The following is a 7,003-nucleotide window of genomic DNA, read 5'->3' on the forward strand; positions in this document are numbered from 1 at the left end:
GGATTCGGCGAAGCGATCGTAGAGCAGGCCGATCCAGACGACAGGCACCACCGACGCCAGGAGCGACAGGATGAGGTAGCGGCGGACGATGCTTTTTTGAATGGCCATGGGAGGGGATCGGCGAAGGTTCCATGCACGATGCAAGTAGTGTGCAAGAAACATCAGCGCCGCAAGAATAGCGCGTTTCAACCCGCCGCCCGGCATTTGTGAACGTCTTGCCAACATCATTTTGAGCGGTTTCCGCTCAATCCGGCGGTACGCCTGAGCGGGTTCCGCTCGCCTGAGCGGGTGATGAGCGCCTCGCATCGCAGTCCGAATTCGCCGCAATCTTCAGTCTCCATGCGGCTTTACGCCGTATTCCCTGCGATTGGCACACCGCTTGCGATATCGCCACCGAGCAAACGCGACGCCCCGCACGGGAGCCGATCACTGACAATAACGCCTTTCGTTTGTTTGCTCAGGAGAAGACGATGTCCAATTCACCACTGTCCGGTCGCGCCTGCACATGGCTGTCATGCCTGCTGACGGCGTTCGCGTTTGCGCTGCCCGCGCACGCGACGACGCGCGTCGAGCTGGGTGTGCCGGCGGACAAGGCGGATGCGGTCGTCGGTTGCATGTATCCGCTGACCGGACGCGCGGCGAGCTACGGCCGCGACAGCATCGGCGGCATCCATCTCGCGCTCGCCGACCTGGAGGCCGAGCTCGGCCCGAAGGCGCCAAAGCTGCGCGTGCTGGTGGAAGACGACCGCTCCAAGGCCTCGTTCGCGCAACGCATCGCGCGTGACTTCGTGAAACGCGACGGCGTGCGCTTCCTGTGCGGCATTGTCAGCTCCGGCGTCGCGCAGGCGGTGACGCGCGTGGCGAAGGAAGAACGCGTGCTGCTGATCGGCACCGACCATGCGTCCTCCCGGCTGACGATGGAAGACTTCCATCCCTATTACTTCCGCCTGACCAACGACACCTATGCATCGATGGCGGCCGGCGCGCGCTATCTCGCCGACCTGCAAAAGAAGAACAAGTGGAAGCGCCTGGTCTTCCTCGGTTCCGACTACGACTACGGCCATGTGTCGTGGCAAGACCTGAAGAGCAATCTCGACCGCCTCGGCGTGCGCTATGAAGTCGCCGGCGAATACTGGTCGAAGCTGTACGAGGCGGACTACTCCGCCTACATCACGGAACTGGAAGCGACGAAGGCCGAAGTGGCCGTGGTCGGACTGTGGGGCGGCGATTTCGTCACCTTCCTCAAGCAGGCAATGTCGAACGGCTTGCACACCAAGATGCGCATCGCAAATTTCGACACCGGCGGCAATTACGAAGTGCTGACCTCGCTCGGGCAGCATGCGCCGGCCGGGCTGATTCTTTCCGCCCGCCACCACAACAATTGGCCCGACACGCCGCGCAATCGGAAGTTCGTCGCCGACTTCCATGCGCTGGAAGGCCACTACCCCAACTACACCGCCGAAGGCGCCTACTCGGGCATCGTCGCCATCGGCCGCGCGCTGGCGCAGGCCGGCAGGAAGGCAAGCGTCGACCAGCTCGTGCGCACGCTCGAAGGCCTGCACCTCGCGCTGCCGGAGGATCCCGACGGTTTCACGTCGACCATCGATCCGGTGCTGCACCAGGTAATGCAGGCACAAGCGATCGGCGAAGTGGTTCCCGACGACCGTTTCGCGCCGGCCCAGGTCATGCTGGGCAACTGGACCGTCTACCGCGCGGAAGACCTGCTTCCGCCGCCCGCACTGATTCAACAGCGCCGCAACAGCCGGCGCATTTCCACCGCAGTCCAACCACCCAGGAGAAGCAGTCCATGATCGTTCAGCGCCCACGTCAGGCAGGCATTGCCGTCGCCGCCGTCACCCTCGCCGTTTCCGCAGCATTCGCACCGGCCGCCCAGGCCGCCGAGAACGGCAAATTCCGCATCGGTATCGTCACATTCCTGTCGGGCGGCGCAGCCGGCCCGTTCGGTGTACCGGCCGCGAATGCCGCCAAGCTGACCGTGGAAGCGCTGAACAAGGGCGCCCTGCCCGCTCCCTACAACAAGAAGGGTATCAACGGCCTCGAAATCGAGACCGTCATCATTGACGAAAACGGCGGTGCGACCAAGCAGGTCGAAGAGTTCCGCAACCTGGTTCAGCGCCAGAAGGTCGATGCCGTCATCGGCTACATCTCGTCCGGTGACTGCCTCGCCGTCGCACCGGTGGCCGAAGAACTGAAGGCGCCGACCGTCTTCTTCGACTGCGGCACGTCCCGCCTGTTCGAGACCGTCAAGAATGCGAAGTACTCCTTCCGCACCGGCCTCGACGCCGTGGTCGACAACGTCGCGCTGGCCCGCTATGTGGCCGAGACCCGTCCCAACATCAAGACCGTGGCGTCGATCCAGCAGAACTACTCCTGGGGCCAGGATTCCTGGAACGACTTCATCTTCACGCTGAAGCAGATCAAGCCGGAAATCAAGGTCGCGTCCGAGCAGTGGCCGAAGCTGGCGCAGGGCCAGTACGGCGCAGAAATCTCGGCGTTGTCCGTTGCCGCGCCCGACCTGATCCATTCCAGCTTCTGGGGCGGCGACATGGAAGCGCTGATGCTGCAAGGTTCCGCGCGCGGCCTGTTCGACAAGAGCCCGGCGGCGCTGACCTGCGGCGACACCGGCGTCGAACGCTTCAAGGGCCAGATCCCGAACGGCACCATCGTCGGCGGCCGCGGCCCGTTCGGCCAGTTCGCCCCGAAGAATGCGCTCAACGACTGGTTCCGCCCGAACTTCACCGCGCAGTTCAAAGAATCGCCGACCTACCCGGCGTACAAGATGACCCAGGCCATCCTGGCACTGAAGGCCGCTGTGGAGAAGAGCGCCAAGCCGAACACCATGCCGGCACCGGAGCAGATCACCGCCGGCCTTACCGGCCTGACCTTTGAAGCGCCGAGCGGCACCGTGAAGATGTCGAGCGCCGGCGGCCACCAGGCCGTGCAGGGCGTGTCCTACGGCGAATACCATTTCGACCCGAAGACCGGCAAGGGCGCGGTCACCAAGGTCAAGAGCTACTCCGCCGACTGCCTGATGCCGCCGGACGGCACGACGGCGGTGGACTGGATCAAGAACGGCATGCCGGGCGCGAAGTGCAGCTGATCTGAGTCCCCTCCCCTTCAAGGGGAGGGATAGGGTGGGGATGGGGTTCGGTCGCGACGTCGGCGAAACTCATCCCCATCCCAACCTTCCCCTTGAAGGGGAAGGAGCTCGCCGGCTCATTGCCCGGACCTCCCTAGGACACTCCTGGAACTTCCATGAACACACTCTTCGCGATCCTCATCGACGGGATGATCTACGCCTCCTGGCTCTTCCTCGTCGCCGCGGGTCTCACCGTCATCTACGGTGTGATGCGCATCCTTAACATGGCGCACGGCAGCTTCTACGCGATCGGCGCCTATAGTGCCGCCTCGCTCGTCGGCTGGTATTTCTCCGGCGAAGGCCAGAACGCCCCCTACTGGAGCTACGCGCTCCTCGTCGTCTGCGCGCTCGCCGCCGGCTGCATCGTCGGCCTCGTGCTGGAGCAGGGCCTGCTGCGCTTCATGCGCGGGCGCGACGAAATCCTGATGGTCATCGTCACCTATGCCTTGCTGCTCATCCTTGAAGACACCACCAAGCTGATCTGGGGCGTCGATCCGTATTTCGCTTACCAGCCCTACCGCCTGCTCGGCCAGACCTCGGTGGGCGGCGTGCTGAGCTTCGCCAACTATGACCTGTCGCTGGTGGCGGTGTCGCTGCTGGTCGGCCTCATCGCCTGGTTTGCGCTCAACCGCACCAGCAAGGGCCGCCTGTTGCGCGCCGTGATTCATGACCGCGAAATCGCGATGGCGATGGGCGTGAATGTGAACGTCATGTTCGCCGCCACCTTCGTCATCGGCGCCGTCCTCGGCGCGCTTGCCGGCGCGCTGACCGCACCCGCGATCTCGGTCACGCCTGGCATCGGCGTCGAAGTCATCGTGCTCGCCTTCGCGGTGGTGGTCGTCGGCGGCCTCGGCAGCATTGGCGGCGCCGCCGTCGGCGCGCTGCTGGTCGGCCTGACCCGCTCCTTTGCCGTCCACGTCGCGCCTGAGATCGAATTGTTCGTGATCTACGGCGTCATGTTCCTCGTCCTGGCCGTCCGCCCGCAAGGCCTGTTCGGACAGATTCTCGCAAGGAAGATCTAAATGCGTACCGAAATCGCCCTGTTCGCGGCCGCCGTCGCGGTCGCCTTCGCCGGCTGGCTCTCGCCTGACTGGCTGTCCTTCCTCCTCACCCTCGCCTTCGCCAAGGCGCTGGTGGTCACCGGCGTCGTCGTGCAGATGCGCGTCGGCCTCGTGACCTTTGGCCAGGCGCTGTTCTACTGCATCGGCGGCTACGCGGCCGGCCTCGGCGCGCAGTACCTCGGCGTGCACGATGCCTTCGTGCTGCTCGCCGCGGGCGTCGGCATCTCGGTGCTCGTCGCCGCTGTATGCGGCCTGCTGCTGGCACGCTATCGCGACATCTTCTTCGCGATGCTGACCATGGCGCTGTCGATGATCCTGTTCGGCGTGCTGGTGAAATCGTCCGCGCTCGGCTCCACCGACGGCTTCAACGTCGCCACGCCGACCTACTTCGGCTGGGAACCGTCGCCCGAAGGCGCCAAGCGCATGGTGTTCCTGCTCACCGTCGCCGTCAGCGCATTCGCGGCCATCGTGTTCCACCGCCTGATGAACTCCGGCCTCGGCCTGGTGACGGAAGCGATCCGCGAGAACGAGATCCGCGTCGAGTACCTCGGCGTGTCGCCGCGCGCGGTGATCTACGCGAACTACCTTGCCGCCGCCGCCGTCTCCGCCCTCGGCGGCGGACTGACCGCGCTGGCCACCGGCCACATCGATCCCGACATGGCGTTCTGGACCACCTCGGGCGAGTTCGTGTTCATCGCCATCCTTGGCGGCACCGGCCACGTCGCGGCTGCCTTCGTTGCGGCCATCGTGTTCGCGGCGGTGCGCACCTTCGCGATCCAGGAAGCGCCGCACACCTGGCAGCTCACGCTCGGCGTGGTGCTGCTGGTGCTCATCATCTTCCTGCCCAAGGGCCTGTGGAGCCTCGTCAGCCGCAAGAAGCACGCCGCTCCCGTCCAACCCGTTGCCCCGGCAACTACCTCGGAGGCCGCAGCATGACCGCCATTCTCGAAACCATCGGCCTGCAGCGCACCTTCGGCGCGGTGGTCGCCGCCAAGGACATCAACGTCCGCATCGACAAGGGTGAAGTGGTCGGCGTGATCGGCTCCAACGGCGCCGGCAAGACCACCTTCATCAACATGGTGACCGGCTACCTGCCTCCGTCCGGCGGCAAGATCCTGTTCGAAGGCCAGCACATCGTCGGCCAGGAACCGCGCGCCATCACCCGCCTCGGCATGGCCCGCTCCTTCCAGGTCGCGCAGCTGTTCCCGCAGCTGTCCGTGCTGGAGAACGTGATGGTGGCGCTGATCGCCGCCGAAAGCCCGCGGCCGTCGTTCTTCGCCGCCTACGGCAACACATCGCGCCGCAAGCGTGCGCTGGAAATCCTCGACGAGTTCGGCGTGGTCCACTACAAGGATGCGCGCGTCTCCGCCGTGCCGCAGGGCGCGCGCAAGCTGATCGACATCGCGATGGCGCTGGTATCCAATCCGCGCATGCTGCTGCTCGACGAACCGACCTCGGGCGTCAGCGTGGAAGAGAAGTTCCCGCTGATGGATACCGTAATGGCGGCGGTGAAGCACCACGGCACCACGGTGCTGTTCGTCGAACACGACATGGACATCGTTGCCCGCTACGTGTCGCGCATCCTGGCCTTCTACAGCGGCGAGATCATCGCCGACGGTGCACCGATGCAGGTGCTGTCCAACGAGCGCGTGCAGGAGCTGGTCATCGGCCACCACATCGTCCCCTCTGAAATCCTGGAAGGAGCCGCAGCATGAGCGCATCCCTGCTTTCCATCAAGAACCTGAACGTCGCGATCGACCGCATTCCCATCCTGCGCGACGTGTCGCTGGATGTGCCCAAGGGTTGCATGGCCGGCTTGATCGGCCGCAACGGTGCCGGCAAGACCACGTTGATGCGCTCCATCATGGGCCTGATGCCGATGGATGCAAAATCCATGACTGTCAACGGCGAAGACCTGGCAAGTGTTGCACCGCACGGCCGCGCGCCGCGTGGCATCAGCTATCTGCCGGAGGACCGCCGCCTGATCCCCTCGCTGACGGTCGAGGAAAACATCCTGCTGCCGGTCTGGTCGATCGGCATCAAGGATGCGGAAAAGCGCCTGCAGTGGATCTACAGCCTGATGCCGGAAGTCGCCGGCTTCCGCGACCGCCGCGCGCTGCAATTGTCCGGCGGCCAGCAGAAGCTGGTGGCGCTGGCCCGCGCGCTGATGCCGGGCCGCACGCTGCTGTTGCTCGACGAACCCTTCGAAGGCGTTGCGCCGGTGCTGTCGCGCCGCCTGACCGAGGTGATCGGTTCGCTGCGCAATGAAGGCATGTCCATCATCCTGTCCGAGTCCGACGACTCGCATTCCGCCGACCTGGTCGACCGCGTGTACCGCATTGAACGCGGCGTGGTCACCGCAGGCTAACCGCTCGAAAGGAAACCCATGTCCCAGTTCAGTTTCGAAACCGCACCGAAGATCGTCTGCGAACAGGGCGCGGCGACGCGCATCGGCGAACTCGCGAAGCAGCTCGGCGTCACCCACCTCTACCTGGTCACCGACCGCTTCCTGCTCGATGCCGGCCTGCTCAACGGCGCGCTGGCAAGCCTGGATGCCGCCGGCATCCAGGCAACCGTATTCGCAGACGTGCAGGCCGATCCGCCGGAAACCAGCGTGGCATCGGCGGTCGAACAGGCACGCGCTGCCGGCGTCGACGGCGTTGCCGGATTCGGCGGCGGCAGTTCGATGGACACCGCGAAGCTGGTCGCACTGCTGGCGCGCACGCCGCAGGCATTGCCCGACATCTACGGCGTCGGCCTCGCGCGCGGCCCGCGCCTGCCG

7 protein-coding genes are annotated in these 7,003 nt (G+C 65.2%); all 7 read left to right on the forward strand.

Annotated features, from left to right (window positions below):
• The first annotated feature begins 470 nt into the window (after window positions 1-470).
• On the forward strand, window positions 471-1,811 hold the full coding sequence (locus AYR66_RS01130; protein WP_088705976.1) for an ABC transporter substrate-binding protein: 1,341 nt from the start codon (window positions 471-473) through the stop codon (window positions 1,809-1,811).
• A complete protein-coding gene (locus tag AYR66_RS01135; RefSeq protein ID WP_088705977.1) occupies window positions 1,808-3,121 on the forward strand; it encodes an ABC transporter substrate-binding protein in 1,314 nt (437 codons plus the stop codon). The genes AYR66_RS01130 and AYR66_RS01135 overlap by 4 nt, the downstream gene beginning before the upstream one ends.
• A gap of 155 nt (window positions 3,122-3,276) precedes the next feature.
• Complete coding sequence (locus AYR66_RS01140; protein ID WP_088705978.1) at window positions 3,277-4,182, forward strand: branched-chain amino acid ABC transporter permease; 906 nt, start codon at window positions 3,277-3,279, stop codon at window positions 4,180-4,182.
• Window positions 4,183-5,157, forward strand: a complete 975-nt coding sequence (locus AYR66_RS01145; RefSeq protein WP_088705979.1) for a branched-chain amino acid ABC transporter permease — start codon at window positions 4,183-4,185, stop codon at window positions 5,155-5,157.
• Entirely contained in the window at window positions 5,154-5,936 is a 783-nt protein-coding gene (locus AYR66_RS01150; protein ID WP_088705980.1) for an ABC transporter ATP-binding protein, read from the forward strand. Before AYR66_RS01145 ends, AYR66_RS01150 begins: the two co-directional genes overlap by 4 nt.
• Entirely contained in the window at window positions 5,933-6,589 is a 657-nt protein-coding gene (locus tag AYR66_RS01155) for an ABC transporter ATP-binding protein (RefSeq protein ID WP_088705981.1), read from the forward strand. The genes AYR66_RS01150 and AYR66_RS01155 overlap by 4 nt, the downstream gene beginning before the upstream one ends.
• A gap of 18 nt (window positions 6,590-6,607) precedes the next feature.
• Window positions 6,608-7,003: iron-containing alcohol dehydrogenase (locus AYR66_RS01160; RefSeq protein WP_141104139.1), on the forward strand; the 396-nt coding region annotated here is incomplete at its 3' end.

Origin of the sequence: Noviherbaspirillum denitrificans, assembly GCF_002211445.1 — a bacterium.
GTDB lineage: Bacteria > Pseudomonadota > Gammaproteobacteria > Burkholderiales > Burkholderiaceae_D > Noviherbaspirillum > Noviherbaspirillum denitrificans.

Bases quoted from the DNA above. Each gene is read 5' to 3' on its own strand.
- AYR66_RS01145 (WP_088705979.1), top strand. From the start codon at position 4,183: ATGCGTACCGAAATCGCCCTGTTCGCGGCCGCCGTCGCGGTCGCCTTC.
- AYR66_RS01150 (WP_088705980.1), top strand. From the start codon at position 5,154: ATGACCGCCATTCTCGAAACCATCGGCCTGCAGCGCACCTTCGGCGCG.
- AYR66_RS01130 (WP_088705976.1), top strand. From the start codon at position 471: ATGTCCAATTCACCACTGTCCGGTCGCGCCTGCACATGGCTGTCATGC.
- AYR66_RS01140 (WP_088705978.1), top strand. From the start codon at position 3,277: ATGAACACACTCTTCGCGATCCTCATCGACGGGATGATCTACGCCTCC.
- AYR66_RS01155 (WP_088705981.1), top strand. From the start codon at position 5,933: ATGAGCGCATCCCTGCTTTCCATCAAGAACCTGAACGTCGCGATCGAC.
- AYR66_RS01135 (WP_088705977.1), top strand. From the start codon at position 1,808: ATGATCGTTCAGCGCCCACGTCAGGCAGGCATTGCCGTCGCCGCCGTC.